The sequence below is a fragment of the Curtobacterium sp. PhB115 genome (assembly GCF_003752025.1).
Taxonomy (GTDB): Bacteria; Actinomycetota; Actinomycetes; order Actinomycetales; family Microbacteriaceae; genus Curtobacterium.
In genome coordinates this window covers 20,525-40,813 of sequence record NZ_RJKR01000006.1, presented here as the reverse complement: position 1 = coordinate 40,813, position 20,289 = coordinate 20,525, and the positions used below count along the sequence as shown (strand labels likewise).

The 20,289-nt window shown below is 71.6% G+C and carries 17 protein-coding genes and 1 tRNA gene; 8 read left to right on the top strand and 10 right to left on the bottom strand.

From position 1 onward, the window contains the following. Positions 1-113: 113 nt before the first annotated feature. From EDF19_RS05690 to EDF19_RS05680, 3 genes are all read right to left on the bottom strand, one after another. Positions 114-1,394: an FAD-dependent oxidoreductase gene (locus EDF19_RS05690; RefSeq protein ID WP_123679992.1), complete on the bottom strand. Its 1,281-nt coding sequence runs from the start codon at positions 1,392-1,394 to the stop codon at positions 114-116. A gap of 142 nt (positions 1,395-1,536) precedes the next feature. Further along, positions 1,537-2,007, bottom strand: coding sequence for a DUF6264 family protein (locus EDF19_RS05685; protein ID WP_123679991.1), 471 nt, complete (start codon positions 2,005-2,007; stop codon positions 1,537-1,539). A gap of 10 nt (positions 2,008-2,017) precedes the next feature. Continuing rightward, complete coding sequence (locus EDF19_RS05680) at positions 2,018-2,890, bottom strand: CoA ester lyase (protein WP_123679990.1); 873 nt, start codon at positions 2,888-2,890, stop codon at positions 2,018-2,020. A 172-nt stretch (positions 2,891-3,062) separates the two neighbouring features. Between EDF19_RS05680 and EDF19_RS05675 the strand changes: the two genes are divergently transcribed. Together EDF19_RS05675 and EDF19_RS05665 are read left to right on the top strand one after the other, a co-directional pair. Next, entirely contained in the window at positions 3,063-6,899 is a 3,837-nt protein-coding gene (locus EDF19_RS05675; protein ID WP_123679989.1) for an ATP-binding protein, read from the top strand. A gap of 314 nt (positions 6,900-7,213) precedes the next feature. After that, entirely contained in the window at positions 7,214-7,798 is a 585-nt protein-coding gene (locus tag EDF19_RS05665) for a CDP-alcohol phosphatidyltransferase family protein (protein ID WP_123679987.1), read from the top strand. A 150-nt stretch (positions 7,799-7,948) separates the two neighbouring features. Here EDF19_RS05665 and mscL read toward each other — a convergent pair whose 3' ends face one another. The 3 genes from mscL to EDF19_RS05650 all read right to left on the bottom strand — a co-directional run bounded on the left by mscL (position 7,949) and on the right by EDF19_RS05650 (position 9,392). Next, on the bottom strand, positions 7,949-8,449 hold the full coding sequence (mscL, locus tag EDF19_RS05660) for a large conductance mechanosensitive channel protein MscL (protein ID WP_123679986.1): 501 nt from the start codon (positions 8,447-8,449) through the stop codon (positions 7,949-7,951). Positions 8,450-8,521: 72 nt separating this feature from the next. Beyond that, positions 8,522-8,806, bottom strand: a complete 285-nt coding sequence (locus EDF19_RS05655) for an FmdB family zinc ribbon protein (RefSeq protein WP_123679985.1) — start codon at positions 8,804-8,806, stop codon at positions 8,522-8,524. A 1-nt stretch (position 8,807) separates the two neighbouring features. Next, on the bottom strand, positions 8,808-9,392 hold the full coding sequence (locus EDF19_RS05650; RefSeq protein ID WP_123679984.1) for a 5-formyltetrahydrofolate cyclo-ligase: 585 nt from the start codon (positions 9,390-9,392) through the stop codon (positions 8,808-8,810). A 113-nt stretch (positions 9,393-9,505) separates the two neighbouring features. Here EDF19_RS05650 and galU point away from each other — a divergent pair, with 113 nt between their 5' ends. From galU to EDF19_RS05625, 5 genes are all read left to right on the top strand, one after another. Beyond that, entirely contained in the window at positions 9,506-10,396 is an 891-nt protein-coding gene (galU, locus tag EDF19_RS05645) for a UTP--glucose-1-phosphate uridylyltransferase GalU (RefSeq protein ID WP_123312114.1), read from the top strand. 89 nt (positions 10,397-10,485) lie between these two features. Next, positions 10,486-11,145, top strand: a complete 660-nt coding sequence (locus tag EDF19_RS05640; RefSeq protein ID WP_123679983.1) for a GNAT family N-acetyltransferase — start codon at positions 10,486-10,488, stop codon at positions 11,143-11,145. A 72-nt stretch (positions 11,146-11,217) separates the two neighbouring features. Beyond that, the gene (locus tag EDF19_RS05635; protein WP_123679982.1) at positions 11,218-12,369 is read left to right on the top strand and encodes a hypothetical protein; all 1,152 of its coding nucleotides are present in this window, start codon (positions 11,218-11,220) and stop codon (positions 12,367-12,369) included. 73 nt (positions 12,370-12,442) lie between these two features. Continuing rightward, positions 12,443-12,518, top strand: a tRNA-Ala gene (locus EDF19_RS05630). Between the two features lie 235 nt (positions 12,519-12,753). Continuing rightward, complete coding sequence (locus EDF19_RS05625) at positions 12,754-14,622, top strand: hypothetical protein (protein ID WP_148071038.1); 1,869 nt, start codon at positions 12,754-12,756, stop codon at positions 14,620-14,622. A gap of 171 nt (positions 14,623-14,793) precedes the next feature. On the opposite strand, the gene EDF19_RS05620 is transcribed toward EDF19_RS05625, so the two are convergent. Further along, positions 14,794-15,177 (bottom strand): hypothetical protein, encoded by a 384-nt coding sequence (locus EDF19_RS05620; RefSeq protein ID WP_123679980.1) that lies wholly within the window; start codon positions 15,175-15,177, stop codon positions 14,794-14,796. 109 nt (positions 15,178-15,286) lie between these two features. On the opposite strand from EDF19_RS05620, the gene EDF19_RS19060 reads away from it, so the two are divergent. After that, entirely contained in the window at positions 15,287-16,339 is a 1,053-nt protein-coding gene (locus EDF19_RS19060) for an amidase domain-containing protein (RefSeq protein ID WP_260216970.1), read from the top strand. Between the two features lie 84 nt (positions 16,340-16,423). Here EDF19_RS19060 and EDF19_RS05605 read toward each other — a convergent pair whose 3' ends face one another. From EDF19_RS05605 to EDF19_RS05595, 3 genes are all read right to left on the bottom strand, one after another. After that, positions 16,424-17,653, bottom strand: coding sequence for a hypothetical protein (locus EDF19_RS05605; RefSeq protein ID WP_185022706.1), 1,230 nt, complete (start codon positions 17,651-17,653; stop codon positions 16,424-16,426). 151 nt (positions 17,654-17,804) lie between these two features. Then, positions 17,805-19,670, bottom strand: coding sequence for a glycoside hydrolase family 2 TIM barrel-domain containing protein (locus EDF19_RS05600; RefSeq protein WP_123679979.1), 1,866 nt, complete (start codon positions 19,668-19,670; stop codon positions 17,805-17,807). A 158-nt stretch (positions 19,671-19,828) separates the two neighbouring features. Further along, the gene (locus tag EDF19_RS05595) at positions 19,829-20,284 is read right to left on the bottom strand and encodes a MaoC/PaaZ C-terminal domain-containing protein (RefSeq protein ID WP_123679978.1); all 456 of its coding nucleotides are present in this window, start codon (positions 20,282-20,284) and stop codon (positions 19,829-19,831) included. Positions 20,285-20,289: the final 5 nt, after the last annotated feature.

Genomic DNA, 20,289 nt, shown 5'->3' with positions numbered 1-20,289 from the left:
ACCACCGCCGGCCTGGAGGCCCGTGGCGGCCCCGCCCCGCGCCTCCCGGCCGCAGCCCGGTCCAGTCCACGGCACGCCCGCCGCGTCCGCCGCGCACCGTCCGTCCGCGCCGCTCACCGCCGTGCCCACGCCGGCGCGTGCTCGGGCAGCGGCCCGAACGCGATGCCTCGGGCGTAGACGCCCCGCACCGGCGGGACCCACCGCGCGAGCAGCACCGGCAGCTTCGGCGGCCCCGACTGCAGGGCACCCGCGAAGGCCCGCTCGAACACCACCCGGTGCAGCACGGTCTGCGCGCTCTGCACCAGCACCGCCGGGACCGCGCGGCGGCGTTGCACCGCGGCGAGCGCCCCGTCGAGTCCGGCGCCGCGGAGGCCCCGCCGCAACGCGGGCACCAGGATCGATGCCGTCGCGACGGCGTCCTGCACGGCGAGGTTGATCCCGACGCCACCCGCCGGTGACATGGCGTGTGCGGCGTCCCCGATGCAGAGCAGTCCGGGGCGCCACCAGCGGCCGAGCCGGTCCATCCGCACGTCCAGCACGTGCACGTCGTCCATCGAGCCGATCGCGCCGACCCGGTCCGCGAAGTCAGGACGGAGCCGGGCGACGCGGTCGCGGAACGACTCGATCCCCGCTGCCCGGAGCGCCGCGTCGGAGCCCTTCGGTGCGAAGTACGCGACCTGGTGGTAGTCGGGTCTCGGGAAGCTCAGCAGGACGTCGGTGCCGGAGAACGCCGGGACGAGTGCGGTCTCGGCGTCGCCGGGTTGGCGCGGGAGCCGGAACCACCAGGTGTCGAACGGCACCGGGAACGCGCGCGGGCGGAGTCCGGCGGCGCTCCGCAGCACCGAGTCGCGGCCGTCGCAGGCGATGACGACGTCGGCGCGGAGCTCCTCGACCGCGTCGGCGTCGGCGTCGTCGCCGTCGCCGACGCCGTTGCCGTTGCCGTACGGCCGGAGGTGCACGCCGGTGACGACGCCGTTCTCCGTGATCGTCCCGGTCGAAGCGAGGCCCATCGTGATCGAGAACGACGGCTCGTCGCGGGCGGCGGTGACGAGCATGTCGAGCAGGTCCCACTGCGGCACCATCGCCACGTGGTCGTACGGCGGCCGGAGGCGCGAGAAGTCCCCGAGCAGCGCCCGGGAGCCGTCCGGCATCGGCAGCGAGAAGTCGTCGAGCCGCGACTGCGGCAACGCCCGGAACCGGTCACCGAGGCCGAGTTCGTCGAGCAGCCGGATCGTGGAGGCGTGCACCGTGTCGCCGCGGAAGTCCCGGTTGAAGTCGTCGTGCTTCTCGATGACCCGCACGGCGATGCCAGCACGGGCCAGCAGCAGACCGAGGACGACCCCGGCGGGGCCGCCGCCGACCACCGCGACGCTCGTCCGCGAGACCGTCACCATGCCCCGGACGCTACCCCGTTCCGGACGGGAGGCGCGGCGCGGGCCCGCACCGCGCCTCCCGGCCCGGAACGCGCACGCGTTCTCCGACACCCCACGAGTCGATCACCTCGTGTTCTGTCGCGAAGGTGGTGCGGACGCGCGGTCAGGCGCTCGCGGACACCGAGGACGACGCCGTCGACCCGTCGTCCACCGCGTTCGCGAACACGACCCCGCCCCAGGTGATGCAGGCGATCGCGAGCACGAAGCCGAGCGCCGCGATCCACCACGAGGTCCGGCGCCGGATCCAGGCACCGATCGCGAGGACGATCGTGGCCACGCCGATCACGAACGCGCCACCGACCGCGATCCCCGCGCCGGTGAAGTAACCACCGGGGGTGCAGCCGGCCGACGCGTCGCACGACGCCGTGGCCGAGATGACCGCGATGATGCCGACGATCGTCGTGACGATGGTCATCACGGCACCGAAGGCCAGGAGCAGCACCGTCGAGATCCGGTCGGCGAGCTTCGCCGGCGGGAACAGCGTGGTGCCACCGCGTTCCCAGGCCGAACGCTGTGCGTCGGTGGGACCGGGGGAGGACTGCGGCGGAGGGCCGGGGATGTCGGACCATGTCATGGGTGCAGTCCTACCGCGCCTCGACCCCGAACGCCTGTGCGAGCCGCTGGATCTTCTGGGCGCGACCGAGGCGGGGCAGGTCGGAACCGTCGCGGATGACCTTGCCGCGCGCCTCGAAGTCGTCGAGGAAGTCCTGCGCCCAGGCGACGTCGGTCGGCGTGGGCGAGATGACCTCGTTGATGACGGGGAGCTGCTCGGTGTCGAGGCAGAGCTTCCCGGTGAGGCCGAGCGACACCGCGACCTGCGACTGCTCGCGGAGGATCGGGTGCGACGACCCCACCGTCGGGCCGTCGATCGGGCCGGGCAGGTCACCGACGCGGGAGGCCACGACGAGCTTCGACCGCGGGTACGCCATCGCGAGCGTGTCGGCGCTCGTCCCGGTGTCGCGTCGGTAGTCGCCGGAGCCGAAGGCCAGGCGGAACGCGCCCTGCGCCTTGGCGATCGACACCGACTCCTCGATGCCGAGCGCCGACTCGACCAGGGCGATCACCGGGGTCTGGCCACCGAGCCGGTGCCACGTGTCAGTGACCTGCGCGGGCGACTCGGTCTTGGCGAGCATCACGCCCTGCAGCCCGGGCAGCCCGCGCAGCTCCTCGACGTCGTCGGCCCAGAAGTCGGTCGTGACGTCGTTGATGCGGACCCAGGCCTCGCCCCCACCGGCGAGCCACGCGGCGACGCCCTGCCGCGCGGAGGGCTTGGCGGCGGGGTCGACGGCGTCCTCGATGTCCAGGATGATCTGGTCGGCCCGGGACCGCTGCGACTTCTCGAACCGGTCCGTCGCGGTGCCGGAGACCAGCAGCCACGAGCGCGAGATCTCGGCGGGGACCGATCGACGCCGGTTGGGCGTGGGGGTGGACGGAGCGGTGCGGTCGTCGATGGCCATGCCCCGTTGGTACCACATCGACCGCCGGGGGACCGCCGCTGGACGCGCACGGAACGCCCGGAGGGCCCGGCGCGGGTGCTCGCCGGCGGCCGGAAACCCCGAAACCTCGGTTCATTGCCAGAGTGGTCGCCCGTTCCCGCCTACAGTGTCGGATGTGTGGCGAGCGGACAGGGTGACCGACGGTGAGGACGACGTGAACGACGACGTCCCCGTCGAGGGTGCCCACGAGCGCCCCGACGACGAGCGAGACGATCGAGACGAGCAACAGGACGTGGACCAGGACCGGATCGACGACGAGCCGGACCGCACGCTCCGCCCGGAGCTGCAGCTGACGAGCCCGCAGGCCATCAGCCTCGGCGATCCCCGGCTGCAGGCGGGCAACGCGGCGGAACCGACGTGGGACGGCTGGCGCGGCCAGCTCACCGGCGTCGGCGGCACCAGCCCGCTCACCCACTTCAGCGACCACCCGCGTGCGCGCATCGAACTCTCGACGACGCACCCCGGTGGCCTCGCCCAGTTCATCACCGGCAAGACCACGTTGCTGTCGAGCCTGATCCGCGACGAGGTCGCCCTGCGTGCCGCCCGCGTCGCCGCCGGGCACGTCGAGGCGAAGGGCACCGAGCTCGCCACCGTGCGCGGCATCGACGCCGTGAAGCTCGGCATCGGCATGGCGGACTGGAAGCACGGCGACGAGCAGTTCCGCGGCCCGGTGCTCCTGCGTCCGCTGGCGATCCGCCGCCACGGCCGTGACTTCGAGGTCCGGCTGCTCGGCGAGCCCGTGCTCAACCCCGGTCTCGCCGACGCCCTGCACGAGCAGTTCGGCGTCATCCTCGACGCGCAGTCCTTCGTGGCACTCGCGCAGCAGGACGGCTCGTTCACGCCGAACCCCGTCATCGACCGCCTGCGTGGCCTGACCGCGCACATCCCCGGCTTCTCCGTGCACGCACGGCTCGTGGTCTCCACGTTCGCCGAGGTCGCGTCCGGCCTGGTCGAGGACACCGGCGACCTGTCGCACCCCGTGCTCGACGCCCTGGCCGGCAACCCGAGCGCGAAGTGGCAGGTCGAGCAGTCGTACCACCCGGTCGAGCAGACCCCGTCGGACGAGCGCAGCCCGGAGACCGACACCCTGCTGCTCGACGCGGACGACGAGCAGGAGAACGTGATCGCGCAGATCGCGGCCGGCAACTCCATCGTCGTGAAGACCCTGCCCGGCACCGGCGGCACCCAGACGATCGTGAACGCGCTCGGCGGCCTGGTGGCGGCGAACAAGCGCGTCCTCGTCGTGAGCCCGCGCCGCGCGACGCTCCGGGGCATCGCGGCCCGCTTCGGCGAGGTCCAGCTGCCCGGGGTCGCGGTGACGCCCTCGACCCTGCGCCGTGACGTCGTCCGTGCCATCGCGCGGAACGAGAAGGCCGTCCGTCCGAACCTGCGCGAGGTCGACGACGCCCTGGTCCGGCTGCGCAAGGTCCTGAAGGACTACCGCGGGTCGCTCACCCGCAAGGACGCCGACTTCGGCGTCTCGGTGCTCGACTGCCTGGTCGAGCTCTCGCGGCTCTCGCTGCTGCCGGTCCCGCCGTCGACGACCGCTCGTCTGTCGAAGCAGTCCGTGGCGAGCATGGTCGAGGGGCGTTCGCGCGTCGCCGAGACGATGGTCAGCGCCGCGAACCTCGGCGAGTTCCGCTACGGCCCGGACGACTCGCCCTGGTACGGCGCGAAGTTCGGCACGAGCGACGGTGCCCAGCGTGCCCACCGCATCGCGAAGGACCTCGACACCGACGGCCTGCCGACGCTGCTCCGCCGTGCGCACGACCTCGTCGCCACGACGCACATGCGCCAGTTCACGACGATCAACGAGCTCGGCATCTACCTGCGCCTGCTCACCGAGATCCGTGACACCCTCGACCGCTTCCTGCCGGTGGTCTTCGACCGCTCGGTGTCCGAGCTCGTGGCCGCCACCGCCCCCCGGGGCGAGGGCGCCCCGATGTCGTCGACGAACCGTCGACGCCTGAAGAAGCTCGCCCGCGAGTACGTCCGTCCGGGTGTGCACGTGTCCGACCTGCACGAGGCCCTGACCCGCGTGCAGCAGCAGCGTGTCCTCTGGCAGCGCTACGTCGCCGCCGGTGTGAACCCCGAGGTGCCGACCGGCATCGCGGACGTGCAGGTGCTGTTCTCGAACGTCGCCGAGGACCTCGCGCGCCTCGACGAGCCGCTCGGCCGCACCGAGCGCGACCGGCAGCTCGCGAACACCCCGGTCGACCAGCTCGTCCCCACCATCGCCGAGCTCGCCGCCGAGTCCGACGTCCTGCACAACCTGCAGGAGCGCACCGAGCTCATGCAGACGCTGCGCGACCTGCAGCTCGAGCCCCTGATCACCGACCTGGCGAACCGGCACGTGCCGGACCTGCAGGTGCCCGCCGAGCTCGAGCTCGCCTGGTGGCAGTCCGCGCTCGAGACGATGCTCGAGTCCGACCGTGCCCTGCTCGGCGCGAACACCGACATGCTCGACCGGGTCGAGGCCGACTTCCGGCTCGTCGACGATGCCCACGCGGCCGGGGTCTCCCAGGGCCTGGCGTGGCAGCTCGCCGAGAACTGGAAGGTCGGGCTCGTCGACTGGCCGGAAGAGGCCACGGCGCTGAAGACCCAGCTGCGCGAGGGCGCGATCACCTCGCGTCTGCTGCAGGACTCCGCGCCGCACCTGTCCCGGTCGATCGCGCCCGTGTGGCTCGCGAGCCCGTACGAGGTCTCGCAGATCGCCGACACGATGCCGTTCGACACCGTGATCCTGGTCGACGCCGGCGCCGTGACCATCGCCGAGACCGTCGGAGCCGTCCGTCGTGCGCGCCAGACCGTCGTCTTCGGTGACCCGGTCACGCAGACGCCGTCGCCGTTCCGCATCGCCGTCGACCCCGAGCACCGTGCGCTGCAGGTCGACGAGGGCACCCTCGACGCCTTCCACGCCGACTCCGCACTGGCGAAGCTCTCCACGCTGCTGCCGACCCTGTCGCTCTCGCGGTCGTACCGCGCCGGCGGCGAGGACCTGGCCGAGCTCGTGAACCGCCGCTTCTACGGCGGCAAGATCGAGTCGCTGCCGTGGGCCGGGTCGTTCCTCGGGCACGGCTCGATCGCGCTCGACTACGTCAGCGACGGCAAGGCCGTGCCGGACCCCGAGTCCGGCGCCGTCGAGAGCGTCGACGCCGAGGTGGACCGCGTGGTCCGGCTCGTCATCGACCACGCCCGCACCCGTCCGTCCGAGTCGCTCATGGTCATCACCGCCTCGGCGAAGCACGCCGTGCGGGTCGAGCAGGCCGTGCTGACCGCTGCGCAGGGCCACAAGGACCTGACCGAGTTCGTCATCGGCGACCGCGCCGAGCCGTTCATCGTGGCGACGCTCGAGCAGTCCGTGGCGCAGAGCCGCGACCGCGTCGTGTTCTCCATCGGCTACGGCAGGACCCCGCACGGCCGCGTCCTGCGCGACTTCGGTCCGCTCGGCAAGCCCGGTGGCGAGCGGCTGCTCGCGGTCGCGATGACCCGTGCGCGGCGCTCGATGGTCATCGTCACCTGCTTCCAGCCGTCGGACATCGAGGCCGAGCGCATGGGCCACGGCACCGTCGCCCTCGCCGAGATCCTGGCCGAGGTCCGGGCCCGCACCACCGCCGAGTACGTGCCGGACGACTCCGACCCGCTGCTCGTCGACCTGGCCCGGCGCCTCGAGATGCGCGGCATCCCGGTCGCGCTCGGCCACCGCGGCAAGCTCGGCCTGGTCGCCGCGCACGGTGGTGTCTGCGTCACGATCGAGACCGACGCGTCACTGGTGAAGGGGTCGCTGCGCGAGTCCCTGCGCCTGCGTCCAGAGGTCCTGCGCCGACTCGGCTGGCACTACGTCCGCGTGCACGCGTTCCAGTTGTTCTCCGACCCCGACCGTGTCGCGAACACCGTCGCCGCCGTGCTCGGTGTCGACCGTGGCGCGACGCAGGAGATCTCGATCCCGCCGATCCCCGCTCGACGATGACGTCTCGCCCGAACCGGCGGGCCTCGCGGCCTGCCGGTCCGGTGACGCCGGAGACGGACCAGCTGGTGGGCACGTGGACGCGAGCGGACGACGCGTCGTCAGCCGCGCCTCCCGTCCGATCAGCGTCTCCGGAACGCGACACGGACGACCAGCCGGGAGGCCCGGTGCGGCCCCGCAGACGCGTCACCACCCAGCCGGTGCCGGGCTACGACCCCGCGCCAGTCCCGGAACCGGCCCGGCACCGCGACGGCGAGAACGACGACCAGCTCCGGCGCGACGTCCCGCCCCACTGGTAGCGGGTAGCCTGGCCTCTGATGACTGACTCCGCGCGGCAGCGCCCCGACTGGCAGACCTGGCCGAACCTGATCACGCTGTTCCGGTTCCTGCTGATCCCGGTGTTCGTGGGCCTCGTCGTGGCTGGCCACCCGGGTTGGGCGCTCGTCGCACTCGTGGTCCTCGGCGTGAGTGACTGGGCCGACGGGTTCATCGCGCGGAAGTTCAACCAGACCTCGAAGCTCGGCAAGGCCCTCGACCCGCTCGCCGACCGGCTGGCGATCATCGCGATCGTGCTGTCGCTCGTGCTCACCGGGCTGCTGCCCTGGTGGGTCGTCGCGGTCGTGGTGTTCGTCGACCTGGTGCTGCTCGTGCTCTCGAGTGTGCTGTTCCACGGCAACCCGGACCTCGACGTCACGTGGACGGGCAAGATCCGCTCCGCGCTGCTCTTCGTGGGCTTGCCGGTGCTGCTGTTCTCGGCCGTGCACGCCGTCGACGAGAACGCCCCGTGGGTGCGCGTCGTCGCCCTGGTGTTCGTGTACCTCGGTACCGCGGGACACGTCCTCGCCGGTGCGCAGTACGCCGTGGCGATGGTCGCGAAGCGCCGCCGCGTTCCCGTCGCCTGACGGTCTGCCCGCTGCGCCGGCTGCGCCGGCTGCGCCGGTAGCGCCGGTAGTGCACGATCGCGCCCCCGAACGGGCATCGCGCCCCGAAGAGTCGGGGCGCGATGGCCGTGGAGGGGCGCGATCGCGGCTCCGTCGGCGGGAACGACCCTGCTAGAGCTTCGTCGAGCCGCCGATGCCGGGGCCCTCGGGCGCGGTGTTCGGAGCGATGTGCGCGCCGGTCCCCGTGCTCGTGGAGACACCGTTCTGGGAGCGGAGCAGGTCGCGGATCTCGAGCAGCACCTCGACGTCGGTCGGCGGGACGTCCTGCGGGGTCTGCTCGACGTCGTTCTTGACGCGGTCGAACGCCACCTTCTTGAGGTGGTTCACCGGTACGACGAGCGCGAAGTACACGACGGCGGCAACGATGACGAAGTTGAGCACGGCGCCGATGATCGCGCCGAACATGAGTTTCGCGTCGCCACCGGACACAGTCGGGATGTGGACGACGAGCGCCTTGTCGAGACTCGACGCGTTGAACACGGCGCCGATCAGGGGGTTGATGAGCGCGTTCACGATCACCGTGACGATCGCAGTGAACGCAGCACCGATGACGACTGCGACGGCCAGGTCGATGACGTTGCCACGGAGCAGGAACTCCTTGAATCCCTTCACGGGACTCCTTCCGGGTCGAGGACGGCCGCCGGACGGCGACGGTCCCAACCTATCGGCGAGGAGTTGCCCGGGTCAGGACGCCGCGGGCTTCGAGGAGCTCGGCTTCGACTCGGACTTCGCGGGGGTGGACTTCGGCTCCGACTTGGCCGGCGTGCTCGACGAGCCCTCGGACTTCGGGGCCGGGCGGGAGTCCGTGCGGTAGAAGCCGCCGCCGTTGAACGTCACACCGACCGGCGAGAAGACCTTGCGGAGGACACCGCCGCACGTCGGGCACTCGGTGAGCGTGGCGTCGGAGAACGACTGCTTGATGTCGAACGCGGTGTCGCACTCGGTGCAGCGGTACGAGTAGGTGGGCACGTCAGCTCCGGAACGTGATGATGCGCGACGGCGTGATGATGCCGTCCACGGGTTCGTCGTGGGGTTCGCGCGGGACCTCGTCGAGGTACTCCGCGTCGAAGATCACAGCATAGACGGCCGGACGGTTCGCCATGGACCCGAGGGTCTTGTCGTAGTACCCCCGGCCCCAGCCCATCCGGACCCCGTCGTGCCCGACCGCGGCGGCAGGGGCGAGGATCGCGTCGACGTCGTTGATCGCGAGCGGGGACAGGACCTCGCCGACGACCTCGGGCATCCCGAAGATCCCCTCGGTCTCGCTCTCGCCGTCGCCGACCGCCCAGTCGAGCAGGCCGTCCTCGCGGGTGACGGGCAGCAGCACGCGGATGCCCTGCTCCAACGCCCAGTTCAGGAACGGACGGACGTTCGGCTCGTCGGGTGCCGACAGGTACAGCGCGATGGAGGCCACCTGACGCTCCTCGACGAAGCGCTGCAGGGTGCCCGTGAGTGCCGCGCTGTCCGCGTCGCGTTCCGTCGTGGTCCGGGTGCGCCGCCGCTGCCGGAGCTCGGCTCGCAGGGCGCGCTTCTCGTTCCCGAGATCGGCGATCATGCCGAGGAGTCTACCGATCGGGCCGTTGCGGCTTCCCGCCGGGAAACGCGCCGTTGCCTTGTCCTCCGTATCGATGACATGCCCTCGAAAGGGGGATCGGATACGGTCTGGGCATGGGCTTCCAGATTTCCAAGGCGGTGATCCCAGCTGCAGGGCTGGGCACTCGCTTCCTCCCCGCGACCAAGGCGATGCCGAAGGAGATGCTCCCCGTCGTCGACAAGCCAGCCATCCAGTACGTGGTGGAAGAGGCCGTCGGCGCCGGACTGACCGACGTGCTCATGATCACGGGGCGCAACAAGAACGCACTCGAGAACCACTTCGACCACGTGTCCGAGCTCGAGGAGACCCTCAAGAAGAAGGGCGACCACGAGAAGCTGCAGAAGGTGAACCAGTCGACGGACCTCGCCGACATGCACTACGTGCGACAGGGCGATCCGCTCGGCCTCGGCCACGCGGTGCTCCGCGCGAAGATGCACGTCGGCCGCGAGCCGTTCGCCGTGCTCCTCGGTGACGACATCATCGACGCACGCGACCCGCTGCTCAAGCGCATGATCGAGGTCCAGGGCGAGAAGAACGCCACCATCGTCGCCCTCCTCGAGGTCCCCGAGTCGCAGACCCACCTCTACGGCATCGCGACCGTCGAGCCGACCGACACCGACGACGTCGTGAAGATCACAGGGCTCGTCGAGAAGCCCCCGCAGGGCGAGGCGCCCTCGAACCTGGCCATCATCGGCCGCTACGTCATCCGCCCCGAGGTCTTCGACGTCCTCGAGAAGCAGGAGCCGGGCAAGGGCGGGGAGATCCAGCTCACCGACGCGCTCATGAAGATGGCGAGCGCCGAGGAGTGGACCGGCGGCGTGTACGGCGTCGTGTTCCGTGGACGCCGTTACGACACCGGTGACAAACTCGACTACATCAAGGCGATCGTGCAGCTCGCCTCGGACCGCGATGACCTCGGCCCCGACCTCAAGTCGTGGCTGAAGGAGTTCAACGCGGGCGAATGAGTCGGCCATCCCGCCCGGGTCCCGTGCACGCGGACCCGGGCGGGACACCCCGTCCCGCACAGCGGCGGGACCCCCGGAGGAACCAGACGATGACGACGATCCCGACCCTGTCCCACGGGCGGGTCACCATCCGCCCCCTCCGGCTCCGTGACACGCGCGACCTCGACATCGCGCTCGCCTCCAACCGGTCGTGGCTGCGCACCTGGGAGGCCACGAACCCCTCCGGACACGTCTCCTCCGACGTCCGCGGCAGCATCCGCGCGCTCCAGGCCAACGCCCGCGCGGGGCTCGGACTCCCGTTCGCGATGGAGCTCGACGGCCGCTTCGTCGGCCAGCTCAACGTGTCCGGCATCACGTACGGCTCGCTCGCCAGCGCCTCCATCGGCTACTGGGTCGTCGAGGACGCCGCCGGACACAACGTCACCCCGATCTCGGTCGCCCTCGCCGTCGACCACTGCTTCCGCGCGGTCGGCGTCCACCGGATCGAGATCTGCATCCGGCCCGAGAACGCCCCGAGCCTGCGCGTCGTCGAGAAGCTCGGCTTCCGGTACGAGGGACTCCGCCGCCGGTACATCCACATCAACGGGGACTGGCGCGACCACTTCTGCTTCGCACTCGTCGCGGAGGAGGTGCGCGAGGGCGTCCTCGAGCGCTGGGTCCGCGGGCAGGTCCCACCCGGCGTCGGCAGCGTGCCGCTCGCCGCGCGGGACGAAGCAGCACTGCCGATCCACACGACGCCCCGGATCTGATTCCGCCACGACACGCGCAACACGCGTCCCGCAATCACGGGACCGGGGAACGCCCACCCCTACCGTGTCCCCATGGCAGGAATCGGCTCGTGGGGCGGCGGCATCGTCCTGCTCATCGCGGCCGTGCTCTGGCTCGTCTACCTGATGCCCTCGTGGGCCGCTCGCCGGCAGTACCTCGCGACCGAGCGGAACGCCATCCGGCTGCAGCAGACCCTCCGGATCCTCGCGCAGACCGCTGAACTGCCGGACGAGGTGCGCGTCGAGATGAACGCGAAGTCCCTCGCCCAGGCGCAGCGGGTCGCTCGGAGCGCAGAGGCCAAGCGCACCGCCATCGTCCGTGCCCACGAGGCCGCCCGCCAGCGGGAGATCACCCGTCGGCTCGCCGAGCAGGCACCCGTCCTCGAGCGCGCGTCATCGGTACCGGCGCTCACCGCGATGCGCATGCGTCGGTCGCGGCTCGGCGCGACGTCCTTCGGGGCGCTCGGCGTCGTCGTCGCGGTCGTCGTCTTCGTGACCGCCCCCGCCCTGTGGCTCGTCGGCGTGGCCGGTCTCGTCGCCGCGGGTGGATCCGCAGCGGTCCTCGCACAGCTGCACCAGGTCGCGACGGCGCGGAAGGCGCGCACCGCAGCGTCCGAGACGGGCGCGACCCGTGCCTCCCGGCCGGCGACCACGTGGACGGACCCGGCGCCGCCGCTGTCCACCGAACAGCCTGCCGAGCCCGCGGAGGACCGCAGCTGGACCCCGAACCGGGTGCCGAAGCCGCTGTACGTCGAGCGTCCCGCGGCTCCTGCGGCATCGCCCGAGTCGTCCGCGGAGCTCGCTGCACGACTCAAGGAGCGCGTAGCGGCCGCCAAGGCGGAGGCCGAGGCGGAAGCTGCGGCGATCCGTGCGGCCGAGGTCGACCCGTCGCTGGCGCGGGTGTCCCGGATGCGTCCCGAGCTCGAGGAGGCCGCTGCGTCGCTCTCCGCCCACGACCAGGGGCGGTTGGCGGAGCGACTGGGGCTGCGGGCGCCTGCCGTGCCGGAGCTCGTCGAGGCGTCGGATGCACCAGCCGCTCCGAGTGCATCGGTCGCTGGACCCGCTGGACCCGCTGGACCCGCTGGGCCCGCTGCGTCGGCTCCGCCCGCTCCGCCGAGCAAGTGGGCGGGCATGGGCGTCCTCGACGACGACGCGTACCAGCAGGCCGACCTCGACGCGATCATGCGTCGCCGCCGCGCGGTCTGATCGGCGGCACGCCCGGAGGGCCTCCGGCGATTTCGGATCGACGGACCCGAGGTGTTAGTGTTGTCGAGCACTTGGGGCTATGGCGCAGTTGGTAGCGCGTCTCGTTCGCAATGAGAAGGTCAGGGGTTCGAATCCCCTTAGCTCCACCAGTTCAGAAACAAGCAGTACCGAAACACGCAGTACCGCAACGGCTCGGAACCATCGGTTCCGGGCCGTTCTGCTTTCCACGGCCCGTCCGCCGCGGCCTCTCCGCCACGGCCTTTCCTCCACAGGCTGCGCACTGTGGTCCGTCGGACACAGTTCACGAACAGGGGTGGTGTGTTGCACGCCGCACCGTCCTAGACTCCCGGTGCGTCGATCAGGCGCGTGGACGAGGGGGAGCACGTGCGGATCAAGACCACCATCGCATCGATCGGGACGGTGCTCGCCGTCGCTGCCGGGCTCCTCGTGGTCGGGCCGGTGTCGCCGGCCTCCGCGGCTGCGCCGACCACCGGACGGTTCACGCCCGTGGCGCCCGCGCGGGCCTGGTCCGGCACCGCGACGAGCAAGCTGACCACCGTCACGCTCGGCGGCCGGAACGGCATCCCGTCGACGGCCACCGCCGTGGTCCTCACCGCCACCGTGAACGCTCCGACCGCCGCCGGGTACGTCAGCGTCGCTCCGGCCGGCAGCACCGCGAGCCCCGCGATCCAGAACTTCGCGAAGGGCCAGCCGATCTCCGGCACCACCACCGTCGGGCTGACGAGCGGCAAGGCGCAGGTCAAGGTCTCCGCCGGCAAGGCGACCCTCTCGCTCGACGTCGCGGGCTGGTACGGCACCAGCGCCACCGGTTCGACGTACACGCCGCTCGCGCCGACGAACGTCCTCAACGGCACGGTGTCGACCGCGGCGAAGAAGGTCACCGTCGCGGGCAAGGCCGGTGTGCCGGGGAACGCCACCGCGGTCGTGCTGCAGACCGACGTCTCCCGACCGGCGACCAGCGGCCGGCTGCGCGTCACGCCGAGCGGCAACAACGCGGGTGTCGTCTCGCTCATGTACACCAAGGGCACCACGGTCGCGAACACCACCACGGTGAAGCTGACCAGCGGGGCCGTCCAGTTCCTGGTCTCCACCGGTTCCGCGCGCGTCCTCGCCGACGTCGTCGGGTACTACTCGCCGAGCACCACCGGCTCGGTGTTCGTCTCCACGCACCCCGTCCGGGCGGCCACGATCGCGACGGGCACCACCGCGAAGAAGGTCACCGTCGCCGGCACCGCCGGGGTCCCGCGGAACGCCAAGGCAGCGGTGATCAACGCCAAGGTCGGCAAGGGCAGCGTCGGCGGATCGCTCCGCGTCGTCGGTGCCGGGCTGGCCTCGAGTGTGCCCACGCAGATCTACGCGAAGAACCAGACCATCGGCAACGCCCTCATCGCGCCGCTCGCCGCCGGTGGGCAGGTGCAGGCGAAGGTGTCCGCCGGGAGCGCCACGGTGTACATCGACGTCGTCGGGTACTTCATCGACGGGTCGACCGGCTCGGGTACCGGGGTCGACGTCTCGTACCCGCAGTGCGGCAAGAGCGTGCCGACCGACCAGTCCTTCGGGATCGTCGGGGTGAACTCGAGTCTCGGCAACACCACGAACCCGTGCCTGCAGCAGCAGCTGACGTGGGCGGCCGCCTCAGCAGGCGGGACGGCACAGGCGAAGACGCAGGTGTACGCACTGTTCGCCAACCCGGGTGCAGCGGCTGCCTCGGTGTGGCCGACCTCGAACGTCTACCCGGCCGGGCACACCGTGACGCGCAACACCTACGGCACGTGCGCGGCCGTGAGCGGCAAGCCCGCGACCACCCGGGCCTGCTCGTTCATGTACGGGTACGCGCGTGCGTACGACGACGCGATGAGCCGCGGAGTCACGAACCCCGGCCAGTACCGCTGGTGGCTCGACGTCGAGACCGGCCTCTCCCACCTGAGCGACACCACGCAGAACCTCGCCGCGCTCGAGGGCATGCTCGCGGCGCTCCAGGACTCCGGCGTCACGCAGGTCGGCGTCTACTCGACCGCGTACCAGTTCCGCACCATCGTCGGGACGGTCCCCGCGACGAGCACCCTCCGCAAGACCACCCTGCCGAGCTGGATCGCGATCGGCGACGGCCGCCTCGACCAGGCGCAGGCCGCGTGCTCCGGTGCGCGTCTCCTCGGCGGCCCGATCGCGATGACGCAGTACAAGACGCCGTACGGCTCGACGGAGATAGACCTCAACTGGTCCTGCTCTTGACGCAAGCACGCCCTCCGCGACGATCCACGAGGCGATCGTCTCGTGTCCTGTCGGAAGGCGCGTGGGGACCGAGCGCGTGACCCCCTGACGGACTGGAGGCGCGGTGCCAGCTGGCACCGCGCCTCCAGTCCGTCACCGGCCGCGTCCACCGCGGGCCGGTCACGCGAGCCGTCAGCTCGCGAAGCTGTCCGTCAGGACGCCCGCCTGCACGAAGGTGGAGTGGATGGCGTTCGCGGCCTCCTCGAATGCTCGGTTGCCCTTGGAGACCCCGAGCGCACCGCCCTTGAGCGCCGACTTGCCGGAACCGCGCAGCAGGCGCGCGACGGTGCGACCGTCCGGCGTCACCATGATCTGCACGTCGAGACGCGTGTGGAAGGTGCGGGCGTTCGCCAGCCCGCCGATCAGCAGGGTCAGGCCCAGGCTCCCGCGGGTCGCACGGAGCGCGCCCTGCTCGGCGTCCTCCACGGCGTAGCCCTCGCGGGTGAGGGCATCGCGCACCTGGGCGCGGGCCGTCTCGGGGTCGGTGGCGACGAAGAAGTCGTGGCTCTCTGGCATGGTCTGCTGATCCTCTCGAACGTGTCCGGTCAGACACGGAGGACGCTCGCCCCCGGTGACGATCATGCCGTGTCGGAACGTCAGGTGTGTCGCCTACGCTGAATGTGTCATGACTGCCTCGATGAACCGCCGCGCACTCCTGTCCCTCGCCGGTGTCGCCGGGATCGGGCTCGCGGTCGCCGCGTGCTCGTCCGGCAATGAGAAGGGTGCCAGCGACAAGGGCGGCAGCAACGGCGGCAGCAACGACGGTGGCGGGGCAGCGTCGACGCCCTCGGCGAAGCCCGTCGCGAAGTCCCTGAGCCCCGCACAGGTCCCGCTCGCCGGCGGTGTCACCGTCACCGTCACGGGGACCGGCCTCGCAGCCGTCAAGGGCGTCACCGTCGGCGGGATCGCTGCGCGCGACGTCAAGGCGACCGCGGCGAAGGTGACGTTCACCGCGCCGCACCAGGCGATGTACACCGCTGGTGACGCCGACGTCGCGCTGTTCACCGAGTCCATCGAGCCGACGGCCTCGGCGAACCAGTCCTCCGACGGCAACGGCAGTGCCGCGAACGACGGGCAGAGCGGTGCCACGCAGGACTCCGCGACCGCCTCGCCGACGCCCACCGCGGCACCGACGCCGTCGGCCTCGGCAGCCGTGGCGAGCACGAGCCTCGCGTACGCGGCGCTCACCGACGTCGACCGGCAGCTGGCCTACGCGATGCGGTACTGGAAGGACTACAACCTGTCCGAGTACGGCACCATGAACCCGATCGGTGGGGACTGCGCGAACTACGTCAGCCAGACCCTCATCGCCAGGGGCTGGGAGCAGCGGTCCGACTGGTACAACCGCTCCGCTGGTGCCGAGCACAGTGCGACGTGGACGTACTGCCCGACGATGGACCCGTGGCTCGAGACCAACGCGGCGGAGTTCGGGCTGACCAAGCGCACGTCGGACGAGCGCGACGAGGTCAAGGTCGGCGACATCGTGTTCTACGACTGGAACGCGAACGGTTCCCCGGACCACACCACCATCGTGTCCGAGGTCTTCACGGAGTCCGACGGCACCATCCGCATCAAGTCGGCGAGTCACAACCAGGACGGGCCGTACCGCGACCTCGACGAGATGATCACGGTGCAGCACCCCGGCGGTACCGCCTGGTTCCACACGTTCGACGCGTAGGGCGCGCAGCGGCGACCTCCTCGGCAGCCCGCCGGCCCCACCGGCCCCCACCGGCCCCCGCCGGCCCCCACCGGACCCCACCGCTCAGGGGTACCCGAGGAACCAGAGCAGCACGATCGCCACCGGCTGCGAGCACACCCCGACGATCAGCCACGCCACCGCCCGCCGCCGCGTCCGCACGAACACGTCCGACCCGAGCAACGGCGCCATCGGCATGAGCAGTCGCGGCAACGACTGCTGCGGCAGGAACACCGCCACGAGGTACAGCCCGTACGACGCCGTGAACGCCAGCAGGTCGGGGCCGAGGGCGCGCACGCTCGGCCGGGTCCAGAACCACACCGCGCCGGCGAGCACCGCCACCACGAGCACGATCCCGAGCGGCCCGAGCCACGTCGACGCCATCGTGAACCACGGGGTCAGTGGTGCGAAGTGCTGCCGGCCGACGAACCCCACCCACCAGGAGAGTTCGGTGTCGAGGTACGCGTTCGGCCGTCCGGTCACCGCCGACGCGATCACCGGCCACGCGAGTCCCGCTGCCGCCACGATCAGCCCCGACACGACGATCGCCACCCGGTCCCGCCACGGGAACACCTCCGCGGGCCGGTCAGATCGGCGCGATTCGACCCACCGCACGACCAGGTGCACCGCGAGGGCCACCGCCAACGCCAGCACGCCGGGCTTCGTGAACGCCGCGACCACCCCGAGCGGCGCGATCGCCCAGTACCGCCGCCGCACCAGGGCGAGTAGCGCGCCGAACAGCAGCACGAGCAGCAGGCTCTCGGCGTACGCGACCTGCAGCAGGAAGCCGGTCGGCGCGAAGGCGAACAGTGCGGTCGCCCACCGCGCACGGTGCGAGCACCCGACGGCGAGGACCAGGCGGTACAGCAGCACGCACGCGCCGGCGCCGGCGATCGAGGCGACGAGCACCCCGGCGACCCAGAACGACGAGCCCGTCACGGCCATCAGCGCCCGCACGAGCGCCGGGAACACCGGCAGGAACGCCCACGCGTTCGGCGCGACGTGCCCGGCGCCGTCGAGCGGCAGCGTCGTCGGGTACCCGTGTTCGGCGATGGTCCGGTAGAACGACGCGTCCCACGACCCCGAGAAGGTGAAGAACGACGGGTCACGCCGGTACGACGCGAACGTCCAGTCGTTCGCCGTCGCCACGACGAACACCGTCGCGAGCAGCAGTGTGCTCACGATGCGCGAGGCCGCCCAGATCAGCAGGGGCGCGGTCCAGGCGCTGCTGGGTCCGGTCAGCAGGTTCCGTACCCCTGGCCTGGAGGCCCGGCTCGCTTCCGCCACGCTCGTCACCCGCCCGATCCTCCCAGACCAGGGCCCGTGCCCGCTCCGGCGGGCGACCGCGCGCCGGGCCGCGCGCCGACCTGCCCAGATCGTGAGCAGCAATGGTCGGGTCCGTCTGCCGGACCCGACCATTCCTGCTCACGAAGTGCGGGCCTCCCGGCTAGCGACCGGTGACCGCGCGCCGGATCTGCTCGATCGGGACCTTCGGGGAGCGGTCGGCGTTCAGCAGGCCGTTCGTCTCCTGCATCGTGTCGGTGAGCTGCGTGTAGCAGGAGCCCGCCAGGAACGAGCTCGCACGGATCGCGTCGTACAGGGCGGTGATGCGGGCGACCCAGTCGTCGCCGTCGCTCGCCGAGGTGTAGCCCCAGCCGTCCTCGCGCTGCACACCGGGCTGGTAGTTGACGCCGCCGAACTCCGTGAGCATGACGGGCTGGCCCTCGTCGAGTGCGCCACCGACCAGGATGCGCCGGTCGGCCGGGCCGATGCCGCCGAGCAGGACGGCCCGTGCGGTGTCGTCGGCGTAGGTCGCCGCGAGTCGTGGCCCGTCGCCCTCGTAGTCGTGGATCGTGACGATGTCGGAGTTCGTGTGCTCCCATCCGTCGTTCGAGATCACCGGACGCGTCGGGTCGAGCGCTCGCGTGACGTCGGCCAGCGAGCGCGCGTAGGCCTGCTGCGCCGGGTCGGTGGCGATGTGCTGCACGCCCCAGCTCTCGTTCGCCGGAACCCACGTGACGATGGACGGGTGCGAGGCGTCGCGCTCGACGGCGTCCATCCACTCGCGCATCAGCCGCTGGACGGCCCGGGGGGAGAACGCGTAGGCGCCGGGAGCCTCGCCCCAGACCAGGATGCCGAGCCGGTCGGCCCAGTACAGGAACCGCGGGTCCTCGATCTTCTGGTGGTTGCGGGCGGCGTTGAAGCCGAGTTCCTTGATGAGTTCGACCTCGCGGCGGAGGGCCTCGCGGGAGGGCGCTGCGATGTGCGAGTCCGGCCAGTACCCCTGGTTCAGGACGCTGCGGACGTCGTGGCTGCGGCCGTTGAGCAGGAACGTGCCGCCGTCGACGCCGACCGTGCGCAGCCCGAAGTAGCTCGAGACCGCGTCGACCGGAGCGCCGTCGGCACCGAGCAGCGTGATCGAGGCGTCGATCAGCCGCGGGGCGTCCGGGGTCCAGTGCAGTTCGTCCTCGGCCTGGCCGTTGCTCTGCCGGGCGATCGGCACCAGGACGTCGAACTCGTCGGCCGTGTCGCCGAGCGTGGACTCGATCGTGGCGAGGTGCTCGTCGCGCTCGTCCCACCGTGCGTCGACGCGGAGACGCTCGCCGCCGCTGCGCTGCCCGGCGATCCGGACGGTCAGGCGAACCGTGGCGTGGTCGATGTTCGTCCAGCGCAGGTACCCGATCGAGGCGGTCGGCACGGCTTCGAGCCACACGGTCTGCCAGATGCCGGTGGTGCGGCGGTACCAGATGGCGTGCGGGTCCTCGTGCCAGTCCTGCTTGCCGCGGGGCTGGGTCAGGTCGTGCGGGTCGTCCTCGGCGCGGACGACCAGGGTGTGGACAGCGTCGGGGTCGGGGTCGGTGGCGAGGGCGTCGGTCACGTCGAAGGAGAACGGCGTGTGGCCGCCCTCGTGCTGGCCGATGAACTGCCCGTCGATCCAGACGCTCGCGCGGTAGTCGACGGCGCCGAAGTGCAGCGCGAGTCGGGGCGCCGCGGTGCCGTGTCCGGCTGCCTCGAGGTCAGCGCGGGTGAGGGTACGGGAGTACCAGACCACGGGGTGGAAGCCGGGCTCGTCGATGCCCGAGGCGACCGACTCGGGCGGGAACGGCACGACGATGTCGCGCGCGTCGGGGAAGCCGGTGCGCCAGGCGGTGTCGTCGCCGTCGTTGCGGAACGACCACGTGCCGTCGAGGTCCGCCCACGAGGCGCGGAGCATCTGCGGGCGGGGGTACGAGCCGTCCTGCCGCGAGGCGAGGGGGAGGGCTGGTGCGGAAGCGGTGTCAGGTGCGGCGACGGTGCCGTCGAGCGTGCTCATGCACCCATGCTCCCGCGAGCGGTACATCGTTGTAAAGAGGGTCGCAACGATTGCCACGGTCGAGCCGTCGGGCGGTCCGCCGTCGGGCTGTCGATCGGTCCGTCGGGCGGTCCGCCGTCGGGCTGTCGATCGCTCCGTCGGGCGGTCCGCCGGCTGCCTCAGCCGATCGCGGCCGCGCGGGTCAGCACCATGACGTCCATCCGGCCCTGCTGCACGACGGCCCCGCGCTGGTTCCGCAGGGAGACGGTCCGCTCGACGATCCCCGTCATGCCGGAGCTCGTCAGCCGGGTCGAGAGGATCTCCACCTCGCACGTCACCGTGTCCCCGATGAAGACCGGCTCGGTGAACCGCCACTGGTCGATCCCGAGCAGTGCCACCGCCGACCCCTCGAACACGCCCGTCCGCGCGATCAGCCCGAGGCACAGCGAGGTCCCGAGCAGCCCGTGCACGATCCGCTGCCCGTACCGGGTCTTCCCGGCGAACTCGACGTCGGTGTGGACCTGGTTGTTGTCGTTCGTCCACGAGGCGAACGACATCACGTCCGCTTCGGTGATGGTCCGTCCGGGCGTCGTGAAGGTCTGTCCGGCGGCGAGGTCCTCGAGGTAGTGCGGCACGAGCT